Raw genomic sequence first — 22,677 nt, forward strand, 5'->3', positions numbered from 1 at the left:
AAAACCATTGTGCAAACATATCATGAGTGCTAGATTGAAAAAATCAAAAATTAATTTGCACGAATATTGCATTGTCAATTTTTTGATAAAAAAAAAGGGAGAAAAAAAAGAAAATGAAGAATTACTTTAGTAAGATCTTTTGCATTGCTTTATTAATAACAATCATCATTCCAAAAAATATTTTTTGTATTCTTGATTTTGCCAATCGCGACACTAACTTAATCATTAATCCTACTGCCGGAACTTCGCGCATAATGTTAGGCAGTCTTACCGGAATAACCGGCTGGACACAAGACTCAATTATTGTTTCTTATGGCAACAACGCCCCTTCCGCATGGACAGAAACATATACCGCTGGTGTTCAAATTGGTACTGGTCGACGCAAGGCACCAAGTAACATGATTTACAACAATAGTAATGCCATCGTAAGTCTTCAAAGATTCGTAAGAACTGACAGTAACGCCATGACGTACCTTGTCCGTATCAACAGTAACGCCATCAACGGCCTTTACCCACTTGTTAAGCAAAATAGTAACACTATCAGACGCTATTCTACTCTCGTTAAACAAAACAGTAATGCGATGAATTCTCTTAGTCTCTCAACACTTGCCACCCTTTTGAGAACGACCAGTAATTTAATTAGTGTCATCACGCCGCTTGTAAAACAAAATAGTAATGCTATCAATGCACTTAATCTCACAACACTTACAACACTTGTAAGAAATTCAAGTAACTTAATCAATGTTTTAACGCCACTCGTTAAACAAAACAGTAGTACCATCAATCATTACTCAATACTCGTTAAACAAAATAGTAATGCCCTTGTAAGCTTGAAAGACCTTGGAAGAAACACCAGCAATGCACTTGTCAGTCTTCAAACATTTGTGAGAACCGATAGTAATGCCCTGACAAATCTCCTAGTACTGGTCAGAACAACTAGCAACACAATAAACTCATCTGATTCTACTCTTGCGCCACTTCTCAGGCAAACCAGTAATTTAATTAATGTTATCACGCCACTCGTCAAACAAAATAGTAATGCCATTGTAAACTTGAAAAACTTTGTAAGAACTACAAGCAATGCTCTCGTCAACCTTGAAACATTCGTAAGAACTGATAGTAATGCGCTAACCAATCTTGCTACGCTTGTCAGAACAAGCAGTAATGCATTTATTTACAACACCAGAACCACCAGCAACGCTTTACTCAGTCTTCAAACATTTGTCAGAACTGATAGTAACGCCATAACAAATCTCTTGGTACTCGTCAGAACAACTAGCAACACAATAAACTCATCTGACTCTACTCTTGCACCACTTCTCAGACAAACCAGTAACTTAATCAACGTTTTAACGCCACTTGTCAAACAAAATAGTAATGCCATCAATCGCGCTTGCCCACTTATTAAACAAAATAGTAATGCTATTGTTGCTCTTGAACGGTTAGCTCATATCTTCCTGAACAATTCAAACTTTGTAGCCACAACTACTATCTGCGCTCTCAATTACTATAAAGCTGGATTCACTGTTGCCGCTGGCAAAACCCTGATACTAAACGATCCTCTACCAATAAGCGGTAAAATTAATCTGAACAATACCGGCATACTATCATTTGGTAGCGATGTCTATTTTGGTGCAAATGTTTATTTTACCAACGGCGGTTTACTGCAAGGCAATGGTCATTCCTTAATTTTAACTGGGAGTTTAACTATCCCTGCAAATAAAACTGTTCGCATTGATAGCAATACTATTATCGATGGTCAAGGTAATGATATTTTTCTTGATAACAATGCAAAATTTGCCGTTTCAGCAGGCGTCACGTTTACACTCAGAAACGTTAAACTTAAAAATTTGTCAGGCATCCAAATAGATCTAGAAGGAGCAGGCACAGCGGCGCTTGCGCTTGCAGATTCAGCTATTTTCCTTGATCACAATTTCCATTTTGCCGATGGAAAATTATTTGTTCATGAAGATGTTCATATCTGCGGTACCAACAAGTTTATATACGAATCATTATACCCATTGTATATAACTTCAAACTCAGCACTCATTTGTAATCCGGCTTCAACGTTCAGATATATTCCTGGCGGCGGTACGAGCAGCACAGACCGAACATTGATGCGTTTTGCTGACACTACATCATTCTTTTATCTTGATCAGGCAACATTTGAAGCCCCTGTAAACGGCGTACAAATTTTAAGAGGCACTATGGCTTTTGATAACAAATGTACCATCATCAATTTGTTAGCTGATGGTGTAACACCAAACATCACACGCACCAACGCCGTAACGATTGGCGATGGCACAACAAGTGACAATGATGCCACCTTGCATGTCTTCAGCGGCGCCCACCTTGAAGTACAGGGTTACTTGGATTACAATAACGCAAACTAGTACAACAAAAGCCCGCAGTAATTCACTGCGGGCCTTTAATTTAAAAAATACAATGCTATGAAAACACTTAACCAAGAAGTTTTTCGATCTCAAGTAATCGATTATATTTTGCTACGCGTTCGCCACGAACACACGCCCCCGCTTTGATATAACCGGCAGCACAACCCACGGCAAAGTCTGCAATAAAATAATCATTTGTTTCGCCAGAACGATGTGACGCAACCGTCATATATTCAGCATTTTGAGCAAGTGCCAATGCCGCATACGCCTCAGAAATAGTCCCACACTGATTTGGCTTGATCAGCACGCCATTGGCAACGCCCTCTTCAATACCATGCATTAATTTTTCTGTTGAAGTAACAAAAATATCATCTCCAATCAAATGAATTTTGCTTCCCAATTTTTCTGTTAATAAAACCCAGCCAGCATGATCGTCTTCGCTCATGCCATCTTCAATAGAAACAATTGGATAACGCACAACAAGCTCTTCATACTGTGCAACCAAATCTGCACTTGTTAACGAATCGCCTTCAAGAATGTAGCACCTTGTTTTTGTATCAAAAAAATAATTGGCAGCAACGTCTAAACAAATTGCCACGTCATCAAAGGTAAAACCGGCCTTTTCGATCGCCTGCACCAAAAGGTCTAATGCTGCCAACTGTTTTTTTAAACCTTTTCCAATAAACTGAGGAGCAAAGCCGCCTTCATCGCCGACCGTTGTTACATATCCTGCATCATGCAATAAATGTTTAAGCTCTTGATACACCTTAAAAATAATTGCCATTGTCTCACTCATACTGATAGCCCTGAGCGGCATAATCATAAATTCCTGAAACATCAGATGATTATCAGCATGCATGCCGCCATTTAAAATATTCACCATGCAACGAGGCAGCACTGGTTTTTGTTTAAACAATTCAGCAAGTAATGCATAATCATGACGCCCTTCAATATGAGCCTGGGCACGCGCTATAGCAATACTTACCGCCAAAGTTGTATTGGCTCCCAATCTTTTTTTATTTGAAGTACCATCAAGATTGACCAGTAACTCGTCCATCTCGATAAGATTCGGCACATGCTGGCGCAATGCAGGCGCAATAACTGTTTCAAGCGTAAGAACCGCCTTTAAAACACCCATTCCAGCAAAAACTGCCTGATCTCCATCTCGCAACTCAAGTGCTTCACAATGTCCAACCGAAGCACCGGCGGGCACACTTGATTGAATTAAAAAACCGTCATCCAACAACAAAGAACATTCTAATGTTGGAAACCCTCGAGAATCAAAAATTTGGCGGCCCGTAAGGCTTTTTATCTTCATACCCACTTCCTATTTTACCTGATTATGCTAAGATAAGTTGTTCAAAAACAGTACAAACAAATTAACAAAACTAACCTTCATGCTGACCAATGCCATCAATATTCTTTTTCGTATCGCGATCCCTTGCACCACGCTTGCTCTTGCATGGTACAGCCTCATTATAAAACCACGCCAGACCCTAAAACCAAATTTTTTGTTTTTCTTAATGGTAAGCTTGATAAGTGGTATTTTTTTACAATCATGGTTCGCTCTTCCCTTGCCGCTGGTTGCGCTTGGTATCATTGCCAGCTCAATTGTCACACTATGCGTACAAGACATCCCACCCCTTGCATTATTAATGCCCGTTTTTTGTTTGGTAGGGGCATTTACATTTCAATATCAAAAAAATCATGCCGCCATGTTGCTCACATGTTACGGCAATCAACCAATAACGCTGTACGGCACCATCAGTAATAAAGAAGAATGTACCGGCATTTTTAAAGAACAATGGCGCTTAAGCGTTTCCGATCTTGAACTGCATAATGAAAAACAATCGACCTCATTTAATGTTTTGTGTTACAGCAAAAAAATTACTGATTTGTTACCAAGCGACCAAATAATTCTTCATAATGTTATACTTAAAACATCGCACACAGCCTCAATGAGCGACAAGCCAACCTTTGCTGATTATCTCATGAAAGAAGATGCGCTCTCTTCGCTTTTTATCGATCATAAAACTTCGTACACCCTGCAAAGTAGACCAATCTGGTCTTTTAATCGCTGGCTGTGGACTAAAAAAATGAATCTCTACCACGCCTGCAAACAAAAACTTTCGCACATCACGTTTACGTATTTTTCGTTAATTTTTTTGGGCAACAAGTATTTTGCAAAATATGATTCACTGCGCGCCTTATTTAATCAGTGGGGCCTCGCACACTTTTTGGCACGCTCTGGCTTACACATTGTACTTTTCATTTTTATGTGGACATTTTTACTGAACTTAATTCCGCTACCGCTGCAATGGAAACGAATTATCTTGCTATGCTGCTGTTTTTGTTATTGCATGCTCAGTTGGATTAGTATTTCTTTTATTCGCGCATTTCTTGTTTTTATACTCACACAACTGGGCGCCCTTTTAGCACGACCAACACATTTTTTACATTTGCTTACTATTGCCTGCTTGCTCATTTTGTTGTTTAATCCGATACAACTTTTTTTTCTTGATTTCCAATTAACCTTTGGGCTAACCTTTACCTTAGCGTTGCTTGCCCACACAATCTAGCTCTTCTTTTATGGCAAAAATTCTTGTCGTGGTTACCAGGATATCTATGAAAACAAGAATAGATTCCACCATAAAAAAACTGTTTCTGCTTTTAGCTTTTTTAGTCATACCATCTGGCTGCACCCCCCAAACAACAACATTCAGTCTTATTCATCATTATCCTTATTTAACTGCACTCAACACCTGGATCTGCAATCATATGCATGCTCTCATCCCACCAAGCATTATTACCAAAACAACAAAATCAAATGATGAAATTTTGCAGGAAACAAAAAAAATAAAAGATTGGAATATCATTGTTTATATGGCAGCCAACAACAATCTCCACATGTTTAGTATTAAAAATTTACAACAAATGATTCATATTGGCTCAAACGAGCGCATTAATATTATTGTCCAGCTTGATGGCTATCGGATGGAAGATATCAGCAGATTTTATCTTGAAAAAGATAATCCAATCTTAATTGATTCTTTTAATCATACCCAAGCTACCATTAGCGGCACCAGACAAAGCTTAGAAGAATTTGTAACCTGGGCAATCCAAACATACCCAGCCAAACACCAAGCACTTATTTTATGGAATCATGGCTCTGGTATTAAAGATCCTCGGCTGTGGGAAAAACGAATCATTGCTCATCGCGATGATTTTTTTTTCTTCAATCACCAGTTATGTCTTTTAGAACTCAATCGTCATCTTCTCGATAATAATTATGAAGATCAAAGCAATCGTGGCATTGCTTTTAATGACACCTTTGAAACATATATTACCAACCAAGAACTAACCGAAACACTTGATACCTTAAGCACTAACATTCTCAATAATAAAAAAATTGATCTCTTATTTTTTGATGCCTGCCACATGGCCATGATTGAAATTGGATCACAAATCAAAAGCGCTGTTTGTTATATGGTTGGCTCTGAAGAAATTGAGCCAGGCAACGGACATAATTATATGTACGCGCTAGAACCTTTTTTACACAAAAATCTGTCCCCATCAGAATTTGCCTGCCACTTAGTACATGCATACGAACAGGAATATATAAATTTTAATGCTGACTATACGCAATCGGCCATTCATTTAGAATCTTATGAGCCACTCGAAGAACTGATGCAAAAAATCACATCCAACCTAAATTTTTTACTACAAAAAGAATCTACTATCATTACTCAATTTATTCGATCTATCAGATTTAGTAGACGATATACCACCGAATTTGGCGACCCTGATTACATTGATTTTTGTTTGTTTTTTCAAAATTTAGAAAAAAAATTAATCTCATTACTGGGGAATGAAATAATTGCCAACATCACCATGACAACAATTGTCAAAACAATAGAACTTATTAATCAGTGCTTAGAGATTGCACTCAAAAAAACCATTATCAAAAACACTTCTGGCTTTAACCTGCCGTATGCCCAAGGCCTTGCTATCTACTTTCCAAGACGATCAATAGACTCATATTATCGCACTACCATTTTTGATCAAAAAACCCAGTGGTCAACTTTTTTAACAACATTCGCTCTCAATCTACAAAAATTAGGTGAAAGTTAAATCGTATGAAAAAAATACTTGGTATTTTCTTGTTATTAATTTCCCTAACTTCAAGCGAGTCACTACAATGCAGCGATATCCACACAACCTATGCATGTTTATCTCAAACTAACGACCAAGAAGGAAGTCCACTGTGGTTGCATTTAGAAAGTATTGATGATCTTTCAGTTGTGATGGGACTTGTCATGCGTATTATTACCGAGCTGCCAGAGGTAGAAATTTTTATCACTACAACGCTCATCCAAACGAAAGAAATCATTAATTATCTTTTTCCCAAGCTACATGTGCATCTTATCTCTCAAGATAATTTACAAGCAATAGCAAGTTTATATGATCACTTACAACCAGGAGCCATCATTTTGGTTAAACACAACATAATACTGAGCCTGGCGCTTTTATCTTTTTTACACAAGACGCCAATTTTTCTATTAAATGCTTCAGTATCACAAACAACTGAGCGGCTACTCTGTATGTCTCCGTATTTATATCAAGAGCTGTTTAATGCGCTTACCGGCATTTTTTGCTCACACGAAGAAGATCGACAAGCATTTGAAAAATTAGGCGTCAAGCAAACACACACAACCGTTTCAGGACCTGCACATTTGTATAATATTTTTGCGAGAAGAAATTACTTCCTAAAAAAACTTAGACTCGAACCAAAAATATCCACTCCTATTTTTGATTATCCGGTTATTTTAATGCATACGTACAACAAAAATAGGATCAAACTTTATCTTAACGCGTATGAAGAGTTACACAAAAAGATCCCCAATCTCAAACTTATTATATCAACGAGCTCGGTAACATCGTGGGAAAACGAGCTCACTACGTTTATAAAAAATAAAAATCTGAACGCACTTCTGTGGAACAAAAATATTGATCTATACGGCAAAAAATCACATTTTATTACCAACTTAAAAAACATTTTTCAAGCGAATAATATCTTTATTTCCTGTTTTAGCGGCCCACTCTTTTTTTTAAACAACATTGTGCCAATTTTTGTATGTGATGAAGGTGCTGCCGCGGAAGAAATTTTCTTAATATTTCAAGCCGCCATTGCAAAAAACGCCATTGTTATAGGGCCTTGTGAAAAAATGGCTTACTTAAAACCCCTCAAAGACAATCATTTTTTCAATATTGTCGACTCAAAAAATGAGTTATGTACAACACTACTCAGTCTTTTATTTGATAAAGAATTTTTTATCAACAACAGGAAATCCTCATATAACTTTGCAAAAAAAATGGCTGCTGATGTTGCAATCATTTTCAATCCATTTTTTGAATTACTTAAGCAGTATCTTATAGAAAAAAGGAGGCTTGTTCAGTAAAAAAATTTTATAGTAAACATTCTCAATACTGACATAAGTATTCATTAATTTTTCAAAAGGAGTAATCGGAATGAAGAAGTCATATGTTTTTTTATGCATGCTGCTAGCAGCTTATTCATCAGAAGCAAAAACAGAAGTATTGAACGCACCACAAGACTCACCAAGTTTTACCGAAGGAAATGTATCACCAGCTTCACGCGCACGCAAAGACTGGAATTTTATGGTCTACATGGCCGCCAACAATAACTTGCACACGTTTGCCATTGCCAATCTCATGCAAATGATCTCTGTTGGCTCAACGCCTGATCTTAATATTTTGGTTCAATTGGATGAATACGGTAAGAGAGAAGTGAGTCGCTATTACATTGAAAAAAACAATCCCATCACCGTTGCAACTTCTGATCACACACAAATTTCAACAAGTGGCACCAAGCAAAGTCTGTATGAATTTATGAAATGGAGCATTCAAAAGTTCCCCGCCAACAATCATGCTATTGTTCTATGGAACCATGGATCCGGCATTAAAGACCCACACATTTGGGGCCGCACGTTAATGAAAAATCGCGATCAACTTTTTGCCTTCAATGACAAAACAGGACTTCTCGAATTAAATCGTCATATCGCACGCTACCATCTGGACAAGTACGAAGAAGAACAACGATTTATTTCCTACACTTATGAAATCTTAAAAAGACGTGGCATTGCATTTAATGATACCTATGAAGAATATTTAACCAACCAAGACCTTACGATGGTTCTTGAAAAAGTTTCAAAAGAACTTCTTGGAAAAAAAATAGATCTTTTATTGATGGATGCCTGTCACATGGCCATGGTCGAAGTTGGTTCACAAGTAAAAAGTGCCGTTAATTACATGGCAGCATCAGAAGAAATAGAACCAGGCCCAGGATACAACTACTCGTTTCTTCTTGAACCATTCACGCATAACACACTGTCGCCACAAGAGTTTGCTTGCCAGGCGGTTAAAGCATATGCCCAACATTATAAAGGCATCAATGCGGATTTTACACAATCAGCTATCAATTTAAATGAGTTTGAAAAACTAGAAAAAAATATCAAAGACATCACACTATTGATGACAAATGTTATTGACACTGAAACATCAATTGACTTTAAAGCGCTCTTGCAATCCATTCGCAAAAATAGACGCCATACCACCAGTTTTTGCGATTATGACTATATAGATTTTTGTCACTTTTATAAAAGCTTAAATGAAATAATTGCTATAAAATTACCAGACACAAAAGGTTCTACGCGCGAAAAACTTATGAACATTCGTTTACTTGCTCTGCAAGGTTTAAGCATGATGCAAAATTATATTCTTATGAATGCGACAGGCATTAACTTGCCAAATGCTTTTGGTTTGTCATTTTACTTTCCAACGCGCCGCATGGACGATACCTACTTTAAAACAATTTTTGATCAACAAACAAAATGGTCTGAAATTTTACGACGTTATTTAAGCTAACCATCTTCACGCTTTTCTTAAAAAAGAAGCCTTGCTATACTACGCAAGGCTTCTTTTTTAACTTTAATACTTTTGGTCAAAAAAATGCACATCATCAAGAAACAAGCAGTCCTCAACGCTCTTTATCAAAAATATGCTAACTGCCAAGCATGTCCCCTTGCCACCATGGGCCGCACCCAAGTTGTCTTTGGTGTTGGCAACCCGGACGCACACTTAATGTTTATTGGCGAGGCGCCTGGCTTTAATGAAGACCTAAAAGGCGAGCCTTTTATCGGCCGCGCCGGCCAACTGCTTACCAAAATTATTGAAGCAATGGACCTCTCTCGCCAAAAAGTTTATATCTCAAATGTTGTTAAATGCCGCCCACCAAACAACCGCACACCAACCACGCTTGAGCGCGAAACGTGTAAAAATTTACTGTTGGTAGCGCAAATTGCAATCATTCAGCCAAAAATAATTTGCACGCTCGGCTCCCCATCAACCAAAGCATTGCTCGGCGATGACGTTCAAATTTCACTGGTACGCGGAAAATTTTTTGAATACCAAGGCATTCCCGTCATGCCAACGTTCCATCCCGCCTACTTACTCCGCAATCCCGTAGAAAAGCGAACGGTGTGGGAAGACATGAAAAAAATTATGGAAAAGCTCAAAGAGTTTGAATAGAAAATAAAGGCTCTTTATCGTTGGATCAATTCAGGCTGCTCCAAGCTTTCATTCTTTGCCAGCTCAGCAAATGAAATATCGCAGAGCTCATACTCCCGCCAGTCTGCATCATTAAAATGCCACCACTCAAAAGAGAACGGCTTAAAGCCATGTTTTTTCATAACATTTTCCAACAATCTGCAATTATGAGCTGCCACAGGCTCCATGGCTTCATACTTTCTATGTGCCTTTTCAGTAAAATCGTCAATCACTGAAGGCATCTCAAGTTCTTGACCAGTAGCAAGGTTAATCAGTGTCAGATCAACTGCAGCGCCTCGATTATGCTTAGATCCTTTTCCTGGGCCGGCAATATGTGGATTGATAACATAACGCTCGTCCGGCATAAGCTCCCAAAAAGTATATTGCACAGACTGGGGGCGATAGCCATCGGCAATTTTTAAACCAAGACCTTGTAATTCAAGTTCTTCTTGAACAGCAACAAGTTTTTTAGCGGTTCCATAACGTAGATAGCAAACATCAGAAGGGCAGTCATTATACACCACTTTTTTTGTAAAATTACTGTCGTGCGAATAAATCAAATCAACCTGAATACTGGGACAAAGTTTTTTAATATTTACAAAATCTGTTTTAACAAAACCTCTCTTTTCAATCCCAAAGCTCATATTTTCCACACCAAAGCTGGTACCAGCATAAAAAAAAGTTAGCACCATAATAAGAACACGAAAAACACTCTTCATCCCTATCTCCTCAAAAATTTTTACTCAAAGCTATTTCAGACATGCACAGGACTAGATTACAAAAATAGCGCAGTAAAACAAGAAAAAAAATTAATCGCGACCAAGCCAGTCATTATGCATTTGCTGCGCAAGCACTTGGTCAGCCAACATGCTTCCAAAAAAAATATACTCGTTCCGCCGCGACCCACCAACACACTGCTGCCCATTTTTTAAGTTCGTCAGAGACTCTCCGGCAACATCTTGAAGAGTACTTATGCGAGTACTCAAGCTTTTATCACGACCAGTCGCTTCAATAAACGTATCATTGCCCGCATAAATACCAACATGCGCAATCGAAGCAACTGGATCTTCAGAGGACCCAAAAAATATTAAATCGCCCGGCTTTAAATCTTTACCATGCAAAACTGACTTACTAGTTTTAAACTGACTCACCGAATTGCGCGGTACTTGCAAACCAACCGATTGAAAAACAACATTAACTAAGCCAGAGCAGTCAATGCTGGTAATTTGATTATTCTTTGCCAGCGCATACGCACTGCGGCCACCCCACACATAAGGACTTCCAAGAAATTGCTTTGCCAAATCAACAACCGATTCTCTTAACTGTTCAGACGAGCCAACAAGAGCAGGTTGCACAAAAGAAATGTCAGATAAACGCATCAAGCCAACCTTGCCGACCGGCAAAATCACTTTGCACCACTCATCGCTCACGCGCCGAGCTTTTAGCTTTGTCCCGCACGAAAGTAAAAACAATTTTTTATTTTTATAAACAACGGGAGCCCACAAAGAACGCACAACGCTTGTACAAGTCGGAAAAGATTCAACCGGCACCGCCTGATGATCCTGAATATAGCCAACCATGCTTGAAAACTTATTTTTATGCCAATTTTTTTGTTCAAGCAACTCTACGCGCAACCAGCCTGGCCTGTCAGGCTCAGCCAAAATACATTCTCCCATCAGAACTTGTGAAAGCTGCCCTTTCATCTTTTTAAATAGAGCAGGACCACGCAGGCCAGCAGGCGCTGCCTTTATTTCATTGCGCACATCTGCCACCGGCACACAAACAACCATTTTTTGCAGCCCTCCTGCCTGAATAACAGCAGTTGCCAAAAGCCATGCCCCTAGACCAGCTACACATCGTATTAAAATTTTCATAAAACAGCCCCCTCATCATAAAACCCTACCCCGAATCTCACCAAAATCTTCTTTTATGATTTTACGATAATTAACAAATAAAAATAAACAATAGCGTAAATATTAGACAATAATAAAGCACTTACCGAGCTTTTCATTGACAAATAGAGATGTTGATAACTTGTTGATAACTTGTTGATAACTTGTTGATAACTTTTATCTATTTTCCCAAAACATCGAGCCAGTCGACAAAAATAGCATTGTTGATAATTTTAATCGACCAGCACGCGTCAAAGTGCATGTATCTATATCAAAACGTAGAATAGATAAGTACTTTAAAAACCAATGCCAGAAAACATCGACTCATAGGCACTATTCAGTGGCGACAAATAAGTTATCAACAAGTTATCAACAAGTTATCAACATATTTTAAATCATAGAATTTAGTAGAATTCTAAAGGCTTTTTAGCAAAAATACTCTGAGTTATCCACAAAAAATGGGCTGCTCATTATTACTATCTAATATATAATATTAAGATATATATAAAAAATTTACTTATGAACAAAGCCCCTCTTCTCATTTTTCCCAAAAATAAAAATTATTATGTTTCAAAAGAGTTATATTCTTTGTTCTTCACATTTAGGGGATTTTGCTTTAGACTGGGTTCTAAGTTGTCGATAGTGCATAACTTTCATATTAAACCAGTTTAAGTACTCAGCAATCAAAATTGCTATATCTACCTTAACAATCGAGGGCATGGAAACCGTGAATCTTGCAGATGTAATAGAAAATCTCGTTGAAGAGCGTGGTCTTGATCGGGATCAAATAGCCGCCATCGTTTGCGACGGTATTCAAACGGCATATACAAAAAAATATCCCTACGTTGATGTTTTGGTTACTTATAACAAAAAAACCGGTCTCGTAGAAATTTTGGCTGAAAAAGAAGTTGTAAATACGGTTGAAGACCCTGATACCGAAATAACACTTCGTAGAGCCAAAATGGTTGATGCAAAAGCTGAACTTGGCTCACTTATTCATGTTCCATTCGAACAGGAAATTGGTCGCGTTGAAATTATTGCGGCCAAGCAAATCATTTCTGCAAAGATTCGGGAACTTGAGCATATGGCGGTTTACAATGAGTTTAAAGACCGTAAGGGCGCTATTATTATTGGTGCTGTGCATAAACGTGAACGCGCAGGCATGGTAATAAAGATTGGCGAAATTATGGGCTTGTTGCCTAATGAAAACATTCCTATTGGCGAAACAATTAAGGTAGGGCACCAAATTCGCGTTCTTGTACAAGACGTGCTTGTTGCGGCCAGGGGCGATTACCAAATTATTCTCGATCGCGCTTCGGCAGATTTTGTTAAGGGCCTTATCGAGCTTGAAATTCCTGAAGTTTATGAAGGAATTGTCGAAATAAGGAAAATTGTTCGAACTGCCGGTTATAAAACCAAGGCAATCGTTGCTTCGACTAGCAAAGACATTGATCCTGTGGGAACGTGTGTTGGCGTTGGTGGTGCGCGTATTAAGCCTATTTTGCGGGAGCTCGGGCAAGAAAAAGTTGATTTGATTGAGGCAACCGACGATCTTGACGATTTAGTAAAAGATAGTCTTAAGCCTGCAGATATCGACAAAGTAGAGGTAAATGAGCAATCAAGTGTAGCAATGGTTTGGCTGGCTCAAGATCAGCGATCGCTGGCCATTGGAAAACTTGGACAAAATATAACCTTGGCGTCTAAGTTGACTGGTTTGGAAATTCACCTGCAAGATATACAACCGCCGCGTGGCCACGAAGAAGGCTTTATTGACCGACCTTTTGAGCACAAAGACGAGAATGACGGCACGGAAGACTAATTGTTGCCCGAGACAGCACTTTTTTGTTGCCGGTAAAAATTTAATGTTAAAAAAAGATAGGTGAGCAGTAACATGCGTGTATATGAGATTGCAAAAGAACTCGATATTTCAAGCAAGGAACTGGTAGTCTTTTTGAAAAATGAGGGATCGCCTGTCTCAAATCACATGTCGATGCTAACAGAAAAAGACATTGAGCTTGTCAAAAAGACTTTTGGGAAAAAGACGCCAAAGCTTGCCGAAGTAAAAATTGTGGCTGAAAAAAAGCCAACACCTGAAAAAAAATCGACTTCTGTCAAAAAAACTCTTACTCAGAAAAAAGAACCTGATTTAAAGGTTGCAGAGCCAGAAAAGAAGACGATAGTACACAGCAAAACGGTCGAAAAAAAACAACAACCAGGCGAAACGGCGCAAAAAAAAGACGTTGAAATAGCTACGAGGAATGTTGCTTCTGCACAACCAAAACAAGAAACAACCTCTTCTAATCAGATAAAGGGTCCCACAATCGCTGCACCAATTAATCAAAAAACACCTGTTCGTTCTTTAGTTCCTGAAGAAGAGGACGTAAGATTTTTAGATATTTCGACCAAGCAAGCTACAAGTAGTATGACGTTTGATCGCTCTAAAGGATCTCGTGGCGTTAACACTCAACAAAACACAGGCTCACGGTCGAGTAGACGCCAACATCACCGTCGTCGTGCGGCGCGAGCTGCTGTTGAACAACAGCAACATAGTGCACCGATTACTGACGTTGTGTTGTCAAAAAGCTTGCCTCTTTTCGAAGTTGCGCAATTGATGGGTAAGTCTGATGGCGAGCTTATCTTGGCCTTGTTAAAGCGTGGCATGGTCTGCAATCGCAACAATGTTCTTTCAACAGACGTTATCGAATCTCTGGCTGCACAATTTGGTATTCAAACATCCGTTGCAGCGCCAGCTCCCGACAAAAATGTCGAAAGCATTCAAGCAAAAATTAAACAAACTGAAGATGGCATTCAGCGTTGGCCGGTTGTTGTGGTGATGGGACACGTTGACCACGGCAAGACAACGTTATTAGACTTTATTCGTAAAATGAATGTTGCGGCTCGTGAAAAAGGTGGCATTACGCAACACATTAGTGCTTATGAAGTTAATAGCAAGCATGGCAAGATTGTGTTTTTGGACACGCCTGGGCACGAAGCTTTTTCTTATTTGAGACAAAAAGGCGCTCGAATTACTGATATTGCTGTTTTGGTGGTAGCAGCTGATGACGGCGTTAAGTTATAAACAGTTGAAGTGATTAAATATGCACGTCAAACCAACGTAACTATTATTATTGCTATTAACAAGATGGACAAGGTTGCGCCAGCAGCGGTGGAAACTGTTAAGCGTCAACTTGCGCAGCATGACTTGTTGGTAGAAGATTGGGGCGGCAATATTATTTGCGTGCCGATCTCTGGTAAAACAGGACAGGGTGTTGCCGAGCTTCTTGAAATGATTGTTCTTCAATCACAAATGATGGAACTTAAAGCATTCCCTGACAGACCTGCGCAAGCGTTTGTTTTGGAGTCGCGTTTAGAAAAGGGCTTTGGTCCAGTTGCTTCTGTTATTTGTACCGAAGGTACGCTTAAACAAGGCGATTATTTTGTGTGCGGCAACAGCAGTGGCAAGATTCGTTTGTTGGTAGATTCCGGCGGCCAAAAAGTAAAAGAAGCTGGGCCTTCAATGCCAGTACAAGTTGTTGGTTTTAATGAATTTGCTTCATCGGGCGAATGGCTGCAAGTTGTTTCTGCGCATGATTACAACCAAGCTCGTGCTGGTAAAACCGTTCAAGCTCCGTTGTCTACAACCGCACAAGCAATGCAACAAGAACTTTCTCTTGCTTCTCGTGAAGTGTCTCAGCGATCAATGAATCTTTTAATCAAAGTTGATACGCAAGGTTCTAAAGAAGCGCTGATGGGCTTGTTGAAAAAATTAACTGATCTTTCTCGAGAAGTTCAATGCCCGCTGAACATAGTTTATGTTGGCGTTGGCGATATTTCTGAAAGTGACGTTGACTTGGCCGCTAATACTCATTCGATGATTATTGGTTTCCACATAAAAGCTGAAAAAAATTCACAGATGGCAGCCAAAGAACAAGTCGTTGAAATTAAACTTTTCGATGTGATTTATCATTTGGTTGAATATTTGCAAGAACAAATTGAGAAAAAGCGTATTGTTGAAGCAGTATGGAAACAAGTTGGTGAAGCAGTTGTGCGTAAAGTTTTTGTAACAAAAACAGGAACAATTGCTGGTTGCTACTTGCGCGAAGGGCTTTGTTCTCGCGACAACAAGTTCCAATGTATTCGTGGCTCCAAGGTCGTAGCTGAAGGAAAAATTAATAGCTTGCAGCGCGATCGTAAAGTAGTTAAAGAAGTGCATGCGGGTTATGAATTTGCCTTTATTGCGGACTCTTTCCAAGATTGGCAAGAAGATGACGTGGTCTTGTATTTGGCCAAAGTAAAAGGGTAATACCTTTTTGGTTGTAGCTTATGCGCACCATGCTTGAACGTATTTGGGATAAAACAAGCTCGCTCCAGCAGTTAACGTTTTTTGAAAAAATACTCTTTTGTAGTTTATGCCTGCTCGAACCTTTATATCGGGCAGGTTTTTTTATTGTCAAGTTTTATCGTAAAAAAACGGGTGGTACAAGGGTGCCTTTTTCAGTGTTGTCGATTGGAAATCTTTCGGTTGGTGGGACTGGCAAATCAGTAGTAGTTTCTTTTTTGGGAAATCTTTTAGCAAGCCGAGCGCCAGCAATTGTGCTTCGTGGTTATGGTGGGCGTGCTGCGCACGACGGTACTAATATACTGGTCAGCGATGGAAAAAATATTTTATGTGATGTGGCAACAAGTGGCGACGAAGCATGTATGTTTGCACAATCGTTTTGTGGACCGGTGGTTGTTGGTGCAGACCGCTTGCGCTCGTGCCAACTGCTTGAAGCGTGGTCACGCAAAACAGATAATGCTGTAAAGACCATTATTCTTGATGATGCGTACCAAAATTACAAAATTTTCAAAAACGTTGAAATTTTGCTGTTAGATGCGCGCAAACCATTCGATAATGGACATACGTTGCCGGCTGGCAGATTGCGCGAAAAAAACTATCGTCGTGCGCATTTTTTTTTCCTCATGCATGCAGACCAGGTTTCTCCAGCTTTTTTACAATTTATCACCACGAATTTATTGATTGGCGTGGATGAAAAATTTATTTTTGCAGGCAAGCATGCGTATGCTGGTATTTTTTTACATAATGCTGGTGTTGATCAAACGAAAAATCTTCGCTATCGATTGTGCATGATTGTTGCTGGTATTGGTTCGCCGAGTGGCTTTGAACGCACGGTTGCTGATGCGGATCTTATTTCTTGTGCTTCATTTATTTTTCCAGATCATCATGATTATTCATGTGCTGATCTTGAAAAAATTGAACAGTATGCGCAAGAAAAAGATTGTTTTATTGCGGTGACGACTGCAAAAGATTGGGTTAAGTTGCAGCCTATCGTGCAAAAAATATCCAGTAAAATTCAGTGGTATGTTATTCGCGTTACGTTTGATTTTTTGCAAACGCATGATCATCAGCGTTTTTTCACTCTTTTAACAAATCTTTTAGACCATTCTTAAATGTTGTTTGAGTTTTTACCATAAAGATATTATCCTTTTTTAAAAAGAGCAGGGTGGTATGAAACGTTAAGGAGAGATGGTTTATGATGCTGGTCATGAGGCATGTTTTTTCATTTCTTTTTTCATTTTTAGTTGCCTTTTATTTGTTACCTCTTATTGCGCAAGCAGCTCGTCGGCTGCGTTTTTTAGATGAGCCAAATGGTACTATTAAAGTTCATAAAGCGCCGGTTCCCTATCTTGGCGGGCTGGCGGTATACATTCCGTTTGTTGCAACACTCAGTCTTGTTTATCCTTTTGAAACTATTATTGTCTGGCTTTTGCTCGGCATCAGTTTGTTGTTACTGGTTGGCCTAATTGATGATTTTAAAGTATTGAAACCAGGACAAAAACTCTTTGGTCAAATTATTGCTGTGCTTTGTTTTTTGAAAGGCGGCTTGTCGCTTAAAACCGTGTTTTTTTCGTCAGGGCTCAATATTTTTATCGCTGGCTTTTGGATGCTTTCTGTTATTAACGCATTTAACCTTGTTGATGTCATGGATGGCCTTTCGTCGCTTATTGCCATGGTTGCTGCCGTATCGTTTTTCTTTGTTGCATTATTTTTTAAACAATATGCCTATAGCATTTTGTTGCTCGCTTTTTTGGGGCCGCTATTTGCTTTCTTTTTGCACAATAAGCCACCTGCAAAAATTTATTTGGGCGATGCGGGATCTATGTTTATTGGTGGTTTTTTGGCGGCGATGCCACTGCTGTTTCCGTGGAGCTATCAATTTTTAGATGCGTACTACGTTCCGGCAATTATTTTAGGTATTCCATTGTTGGAAGTTTCTTGTTTGGTGATCATTCGAACATGGCTTGGGATTCCATTTTTTCGCGGCAGCCCCCATCATTTTTGTATTTATTTGATTAAAAAAGGATGGAGCAAAGAGCAGGTTCTGTTGTTTACCGGCTTTATGGGAAGTATTTTATCGGCTTGCGCGCTGCTCTTTTTGAGTAAAATAATAACGTTGCCACTGCTTGTTTGCGCAGGGGTTCTTTTTTTAGGGGCGTGGACTTTTATTATTTTTTCTCCGGCGTTATTTCGTATTCAGCCTGAAGACCTTGAGCCAAAAAGTATTATTGGCGCCAAGCGAGTAGCCATGAATCAGTCGACAATTTCAGAGCGCCACGAGCAGGTCAAATAGTTTTACACAAAACTCTTGAGCGTTGCTATTTCGTCAGCATATTTTTCAGGATTTGGTGTTTCAAGAACTTTTGGCACGTGTATCAATCGATCATCGTGCATAATTTTTTTGAACGTAGTCAGTGGAATTTCTCCTTCGCCCAAACTTGCATGGCGATCCTTTTTTGAACCGCATGGCATTTTAGAATCGTTGAGATGCAACGCTTTGAGGCGACGAATGCCAATGGTTTTACAAAAATCGTCCATCATAGTTTCATAACCGTGTGGCGTGCTGATATCATGACCAGCAGCAAAAACATGGCACGTATCTAGACATACACCAATTCTGCTGTTGTCTTCAATCTGCTCAATAATACTTTTGAGGTGTGTAAAAGTGCCAATATTGGTCCCCTGCCCCGCCATGGTTTCCAACAAAATCATTGAGTCCCCAGGAACTCTGTCTAAGATTGTTTTTAAATTTTGAGTGATATGTGCAATACCAATTTCTTCACCAGCGCCGGTGTGTGAGCCTGGATGCAGTACTAAATAAGGAATCTCTAAATCTTGGCAACGTTGTAGTTCTTTAGTCAGCGACGTAACTGATTTATGACGAACATCAGTATTGCTTGCCGCCAAATTAATTAAATAAGAACTATGGACCATGATTTTTGTAAGCCCTGATTCTTTTACCGCTGCTTTGAATGCGTCAATCTCATCGTGCTTGAGCGCGGGCGCAAACCAGCTTCTGTTACTTTTGGTAAAAATTTGCATGGTAGTGCAGCCAATTTCAAGAGCACGTTCAGCTGATTTGTAAAGGCCGCCTGCTGCCGAAATATGAGCACCAATCAACGTTTTATTATGAGGCATGGGAGTCCTTTCTGGTTATCAGATTTTTACCTTAAAATAATTATGCATGAGAAGTGTTGATTTTGCATTATACTATTTTTTTATTAATTATATATTTTAGGGGTTTGGTCATGAATTATCACGGCAGATTAGCGGTAAAGAGTTTTTGTTTGGTGTTTGTTTTGTTGCCGGCATTAATGATGCCTTTTGCTTGCGTGGCAGATGATTCGATTATTACTTTTTTTGAGCAACGTGATCTAGAGCTTTCTGGGTCGCTTAATCAATCACATCGAGGTGTTGTTGCCAAGCTTGGTAACCCTCAAACAATGTTTGGGCGGGATTGTATTGCGCATTTTTTTACCAACCCCACGGCGGATGTGAGAGTTATTGAAGAGCGTCAAATCGCCATTCAAGAACTCTTTGAGAATCAAGAACTTTTGCATAATGTAACGCATTTGTTAAAGCAGCTAAAAGCGTATCAATACGGTGTAGATTTTTTTTTACATAAAAGCCTCGACGTGGCCGCCGAAGAAATTTTGAAGACTTATTATTTTTCATTATCAATGATGCGTTCGTACAATGATAGTGCTTTGGCTTTAACATTGCGCGATATTTTTAAAAAATTTGGTTTATTTATGCCGGTGATAGAACATCTTCTTTTTCACTTTGCTATGGATTATATTTATCAGGTAATCGCTGAAGATAAAAAAACTGATGGGCATTGTCATCATCATGACCATCAGCATAAACACCACCATCATGGCTGCGATGGGCACTCGTGTGTTATGGACCATCTTGAACCAGCAGAAGGTGCAAGTACAGCTGTTAAAGGTTTGTTTTTAACCTTAAAAATTGGGCATTTTGGTCTTCATGCGATCAGTATTTATGAAATGATTAGTTATGTTAAAGCACAAGTTGCGGTACTTGATTATGTGCATGATCAAGTAATTGCCGTGCAACAGTGCTTTGCAACGGTTGAGAAGCTTTCTAGTTTAGTTCAACGCAATGAAGTTCTTGCGCGCGTTTTTCCCGATATGTCAATGTTATTAAAAGAGCATAAAATCATGCCAGAATTGAGTGAGTTGTTTGTTAGTGGTGCCTTTGAACTTGATGATGAGCTTGGTTTTTTTTCTACCGTTGGGCCAACGTTGCGAGCTTACCGGTTGCTGCGTGAACAGCGAGATTCTTTTAAAAATGTTTGGCAGGCAGTTGGGCAGCTTGATGCGTACGCAACTCTAGCGCAGGTGATGCGTGAACATCAACATGGTGATGCGCGCATGAGTTTTGTGCGCTTCAAAAAAGATGCAACGACGCCTTCGTTGATTATGAAAGGCTTATGGAATATCATGCTCAATCCCGACATGGTTACAACTAACGATGTTGAACTTGGTGTAAATAATGCGCCGACTATCATGGTGATTACTGGGCCCAATAAAGCGGGAAAATCGAGCACATTGAAAGCGCTGGGGTTGAATGTTATTTTAGCCCAATCGTTTGGGATTGTTTGTGCTCGTGATGTCGAAATGACACCATTTGATGCGCTTATGACATACATAACGGTGACTGATGATATCACGTGCGATACATCGTTGATGGTGGCAGAGTTGGCGCGCGCAGACGGTTGTTTAAAAAAAATTCAAGAATTAGAGCCAAATAAGTTTGGTTGTATTTTAATTGATGATTCATTATTTAAAGGTACGACATTTCAAAAACGAGAAGAGTTGGCGTATCAATTTGTAGAAGCAGTAGGCAGACCAGGTAATACGTGCGGCATGGTAGCAACCCACACCATGGCGTTGACGCAGTTGGCGCAGGTTGCTCAACAGACATTTTTTAATGCTTACATTCCAACTGTGCTAGCGCTTGATGGTAATGTGACGAGCACATTTACCGTGGTGCCCGGTATCGCTAACCCTGACGATGTTTTAGCGCTTGTGCGTGCTTAGTTCGCACAGCGCACTATAAAGCCAGGACGTATTTTTGGTTCAAACCAGGTTGCTTTGGCTGGCATCAGCTGGCCAGCATCTACAACGCTCATGAGTTGTTGCAATGAAACGGGATAGAGCGCAAAGGCAACATGCCAGCCGCCTTGACGATATGCTTCCTCCAGTTCATTGGTATTTTTGAGGCCGCCAATAAATTCGATATCTTGATCGATAATTAATTTTCTTACTTGGAAAAACGGCTGCAAAAGTAGTTCGTTCAAAATAGTAATATCGAGTGATTCGACCGGATTATTTTGGCGCATGGTTATAAATTTTTTATGCAAACTTAATGTGTACCATGAACCATCAAGCAGCATGCCAAAGTCATGAGCTTTGAGCGGCTCTGCTTGAGCGGCATCTGCTACCCGTTTAAGGTAAAATGATTTTTTTATAATATTTAAAAAAGCATAACCACTCAGGCCTGCCAAACTTTTTAAAAGGCGATTGTATGCTAAAATGGTAATTGATGTATCAGAAAAAAGTGCCGCCAAAATATGATGATAAAAGACATTATGAGGTTCTTTTTTAAAGAGTTGTTTTGCAGAAGCGCTGCGATGGTGGCCATCGGCTATATAAAGTTTTGAGATAGAGTTAAACGCTTCTTCAAGTTTTATAATTGTTTCTTGTTTATCAATAACCCATAGATAATGTGTAATATTGTCTTCAGTTACGCACTGTTGAGTTGGTTTTTGTTGGGCCGTGCGTTCAATAATTGCATTAATTGTAGGATTGCTTTTGTAGGCAAGAACAATCGGATCAATTTGAGCTTGTTGAATTTTAGTAAATGTCGTAACAGCTCTTTTTTTTGTAGAAATTATTTTTTCGTGTGGCTTTACAAGATCATGCTGGTAATTATCCAGCGCTAACTCGCCAATGATGCCAAACATGGTTGATCCGTCTTTTTGTTGACCATAAAGATAGTACGCAGGCTTAGTATCTTTTTTAAGTGTTTCTTTTTTTATTAACGCTTCTAAATAAGCTTTTCCTGCATGTGCTGCCATATTGTCATACAAATCGGATTCGGTTGAAAGGTTAATCGTAGGTCGAATAACATGAATAAAATTGTCTTTGTGTGAGCAAGCAAATTGGTAGGCATGAATACTGTTGATTGAGTTGTAGGGTGGGCAGGTAAAGCTTGGTACCAGTTTATTGGTGGGGCGATAGGCTTGAAAAGGACGAAAGTTGATGGTCGCTTGACTGGCAATGAGAAAGTTTTGTTTTGATAATGTTAAGGATAATATCGGTAAAAATAGTATAAAACCTATCTTTTTTTTACGAATCATTAGTGACCCCTCCTTTTTGATTTCTTTTTTTCTATTCAAAAA

The 22,677-nt window shown here is 39.2% G+C and carries 17 protein-coding genes; 12 read left to right on the forward strand and 5 right to left on the reverse strand.

The window, feature by feature from the left end; translation table 11 throughout:
- The first annotated feature begins 113 nt into the window (after positions 1 to 113).
- Positions 114 to 2,393, forward strand: a complete 2,280-nt coding sequence (locus tag IPF37_03475; protein QQR48601.1) for a hypothetical protein — start codon at positions 114 to 116, stop codon at positions 2,391 to 2,393.
- 67 nt (positions 2,394 to 2,460) lie between these two features.
- Here IPF37_03475 and eno read toward each other — a convergent pair whose 3' ends face one another.
- Complete coding sequence (gene eno / locus IPF37_03480) at positions 2,461 to 3,717, reverse strand: phosphopyruvate hydratase (GenBank protein ID QQR48602.1); 1,257 nt, start codon at positions 3,715 to 3,717, stop codon at positions 2,461 to 2,463.
- Between the two features lie 31 nt (positions 3,718 to 3,748).
- Here eno and IPF37_03485 point away from each other — a divergent pair, with 31 nt between their 5' ends.
- The 5 genes from IPF37_03485 (at position 3,749) to IPF37_03505 (ending at position 10,001) form a co-directional block, all read left to right on the forward strand.
- Positions 3,749 to 4,972 carry a ComEC/Rec2 family competence protein gene (locus tag IPF37_03485; protein QQR48603.1) on the forward strand — a complete coding sequence of 408 codons (1,224 nt, stop codon included), beginning with the start codon at positions 3,749 to 3,751 and terminating at the stop codon, positions 4,970 to 4,972.
- A gap of 46 nt (positions 4,973 to 5,018) precedes the next feature.
- Entirely contained in the window at positions 5,019 to 6,524 is a 1,506-nt protein-coding gene (locus IPF37_03490) for a hypothetical protein (protein ID QQR48604.1), read from the forward strand.
- A 5-nt stretch (positions 6,525 to 6,529) separates the two neighbouring features.
- The gene (locus IPF37_03495; protein QQR48605.1) at positions 6,530 to 7,852 is read left to right on the forward strand and encodes a hypothetical protein; all 1,323 of its coding nucleotides are present in this window, start codon (positions 6,530 to 6,532) and stop codon (positions 7,850 to 7,852) included.
- A gap of 70 nt (positions 7,853 to 7,922) precedes the next feature.
- Positions 7,923 to 9,338, forward strand: a complete 1,416-nt coding sequence (locus tag IPF37_03500; protein ID QQR48606.1) for a hypothetical protein — start codon at positions 7,923 to 7,925, stop codon at positions 9,336 to 9,338.
- An 84-nt stretch (positions 9,339 to 9,422) separates the two neighbouring features.
- Positions 9,423 to 10,001 (forward strand): uracil-DNA glycosylase, encoded by a 579-nt coding sequence (locus tag IPF37_03505; protein ID QQR48607.1) that lies wholly within the window; start codon positions 9,423 to 9,425, stop codon positions 9,999 to 10,001.
- Positions 10,002 to 10,015: 14 nt separating this feature from the next.
- On the opposite strand, the gene IPF37_03510 is transcribed toward IPF37_03505, so the two are convergent.
- Together IPF37_03510 and IPF37_03515 are read right to left on the reverse strand one after the other, a co-directional pair.
- A complete protein-coding gene (locus tag IPF37_03510; protein QQR48608.1) occupies positions 10,016 to 10,738 on the reverse strand; it encodes a M15 family metallopeptidase in 723 nt (240 codons plus the stop codon).
- A gap of 90 nt (positions 10,739 to 10,828) precedes the next feature.
- The gene (locus tag IPF37_03515; GenBank protein ID QQR48609.1) at positions 10,829 to 11,893 is read right to left on the reverse strand and encodes a C40 family peptidase; all 1,065 of its coding nucleotides are present in this window, start codon (positions 11,891 to 11,893) and stop codon (positions 10,829 to 10,831) included.
- A 745-nt stretch (positions 11,894 to 12,638) separates the two neighbouring features.
- Here IPF37_03515 and nusA point away from each other — a divergent pair.
- The 5 genes from nusA to IPF37_03540 all read left to right on the forward strand — a co-directional run bounded on the left by nusA (position 12,639) and on the right by IPF37_03540 (position 18,543).
- Complete coding sequence (gene nusA, locus IPF37_03520; GenBank protein ID QQR48610.1) at positions 12,639 to 13,730, forward strand: transcription termination factor NusA; 1,092 nt, start codon at positions 12,639 to 12,641, stop codon at positions 13,728 to 13,730.
- Positions 13,731 to 13,802: 72 nt separating this feature from the next.
- Positions 13,803 to 14,990: a translation initiation factor IF-2 N-terminal domain-containing protein gene (locus tag IPF37_03525; GenBank protein QQR48611.1), complete on the forward strand. Its 1,188-nt coding sequence runs from the start codon at positions 13,803 to 13,805 to the stop codon at positions 14,988 to 14,990.
- A gap of 9 nt (positions 14,991 to 14,999) precedes the next feature.
- Positions 15,000 to 16,214 (forward strand): hypothetical protein, encoded by a 1,215-nt coding sequence (locus IPF37_03530; protein ID QQR48612.1) that lies wholly within the window; start codon positions 15,000 to 15,002, stop codon positions 16,212 to 16,214.
- A 29-nt stretch (positions 16,215 to 16,243) separates the two neighbouring features.
- Positions 16,244 to 17,362, forward strand: a complete 1,119-nt coding sequence (gene lpxK / locus IPF37_03535) for a tetraacyldisaccharide 4'-kinase (GenBank protein ID QQR48613.1) — start codon at positions 16,244 to 16,246, stop codon at positions 17,360 to 17,362.
- Between the two features lie 83 nt (positions 17,363 to 17,445).
- Positions 17,446 to 18,543: an undecaprenyl/decaprenyl-phosphate alpha-N-acetylglucosaminyl 1-phosphate transferase gene (locus IPF37_03540; GenBank protein ID QQR48614.1), complete on the forward strand. Its 1,098-nt coding sequence runs from the start codon at positions 17,446 to 17,448 to the stop codon at positions 18,541 to 18,543.
- Positions 18,544 to 18,545: 2 nt separating this feature from the next.
- On the opposite strand, the gene IPF37_03545 is transcribed toward IPF37_03540, so the two are convergent.
- A complete protein-coding gene (locus tag IPF37_03545; protein QQR48615.1) occupies positions 18,546 to 19,388 on the reverse strand; it encodes a deoxyribonuclease IV in 843 nt (280 codons plus the stop codon).
- Positions 19,389 to 19,498: 110 nt separating this feature from the next.
- Here IPF37_03545 and IPF37_03550 point away from each other — a divergent pair, with 110 nt between their 5' ends.
- Complete coding sequence (locus IPF37_03550; protein QQR48616.1) at positions 19,499 to 21,313, forward strand: hypothetical protein; 1,815 nt, start codon at positions 19,499 to 19,501, stop codon at positions 21,311 to 21,313.
- On the opposite strand, the gene IPF37_03555 is transcribed toward IPF37_03550, so the two are convergent.
- Positions 21,310 to 22,635: a DUF1015 domain-containing protein gene (locus IPF37_03555; GenBank protein ID QQR48617.1), complete on the reverse strand. Its 1,326-nt coding sequence runs from the start codon at positions 22,633 to 22,635 to the stop codon at positions 21,310 to 21,312. The genes IPF37_03550 and IPF37_03555 overlap by 4 nt on opposite strands.
- Positions 22,636 to 22,677: the final 42 nt, after the last annotated feature.

This window comes from bacterium (genome assembly GCA_016699045.1).
Lineage (GTDB): Bacteria > Babelota > Babeliae > Babelales > RVW-14 > AaIE-18.

Coding starts and splice junctions, on each gene's coding strand:
- IPF37_03490 (QQR48604.1), top strand. CDS start 5,019: ATGAAAACAAGAATAGATTCCACCATAAAAAAACTGTTTCTGCTTTTA.
- IPF37_03515 (QQR48609.1), bottom strand. CDS start 11,893: ATGAAAATTTTAATACGATGTGTAGCTGGTCTAGGGGCATGGCTTTTG.
- IPF37_03500 (QQR48606.1), top strand. CDS start 7,923: ATGAAGAAGTCATATGTTTTTTTATGCATGCTGCTAGCAGCTTATTCA.
- IPF37_03550 (QQR48616.1), top strand. CDS start 19,499: ATGAATTATCACGGCAGATTAGCGGTAAAGAGTTTTTGTTTGGTGTTT.
- IPF37_03505 (QQR48607.1), top strand. CDS start 9,423: ATGCACATCATCAAGAAACAAGCAGTCCTCAACGCTCTTTATCAAAAA.
- IPF37_03555 (QQR48617.1), bottom strand. CDS start 22,635: ATGATTCGTAAAAAAAAGATAGGTTTTATACTATTTTTACCGATATTA.
- IPF37_03525 (QQR48611.1), top strand. CDS start 13,803: ATGCGTGTATATGAGATTGCAAAAGAACTCGATATTTCAAGCAAGGAA.
- lpxK (QQR48613.1), top strand. CDS start 16,244: ATGCTTGAACGTATTTGGGATAAAACAAGCTCGCTCCAGCAGTTAACG.
- IPF37_03540 (QQR48614.1), top strand. CDS start 17,446: ATGATGCTGGTCATGAGGCATGTTTTTTCATTTCTTTTTTCATTTTTA.
- IPF37_03545 (QQR48615.1), bottom strand. CDS start 19,388: ATGCCTCATAATAAAACGTTGATTGGTGCTCATATTTCGGCAGCAGGC.
- IPF37_03510 (QQR48608.1), bottom strand. CDS start 10,738: ATGAAGAGTGTTTTTCGTGTTCTTATTATGGTGCTAACTTTTTTTTAT.
- IPF37_03495 (QQR48605.1), top strand. CDS start 6,530: ATGAAAAAAATACTTGGTATTTTCTTGTTATTAATTTCCCTAACTTCA.
- IPF37_03475 (QQR48601.1), top strand. CDS start 114: ATGAAGAATTACTTTAGTAAGATCTTTTGCATTGCTTTATTAATAACA.